This window comes from Candidatus Regiella insecticola LSR1 (genome assembly GCF_000143625.1).
Classification (GTDB): domain Bacteria; phylum Pseudomonadota; class Gammaproteobacteria; order Enterobacterales; family Enterobacteriaceae; genus Regiella; species Regiella insecticola.
Window position 1 is genome coordinate 1 of record NZ_GL379701.1, and the last position, 247, is coordinate 247.

Consider the following 247-nt stretch of genomic DNA (forward strand, 5'->3'; position numbering starts at 1 on the left):
AGATAGAGGAAGTTGCGCGCGCTTTTGGTGTGCCGCGGCCGCTTTTGATGATGGACGACACGTCCTGGGGTAGCGGTATTGAAACGCTTGGCCAATTCTTCGTTCGCTATGGCTTGGCGCCGTGGTTCATCGCTTGGGAGCAGGCGGTTTCTCGGTGTCTGCTGACGCGCGAAGAGCGTCGATTGTATCAGGCTGACTTCGACGAGCGCGAATTACTTCGCGGTTCGATTAAAGATCAGGCCGAATT

Annotated in this window: 1 protein-coding gene; it reads left to right on the forward strand. The window is 55.9% G+C overall.

Annotated elements, in window-relative coordinates:
• The coding region (locus REG_RS09555; protein ID WP_039908709.1) for a phage portal protein at window positions 1-247 on the forward strand (247 nt) is incomplete at both ends.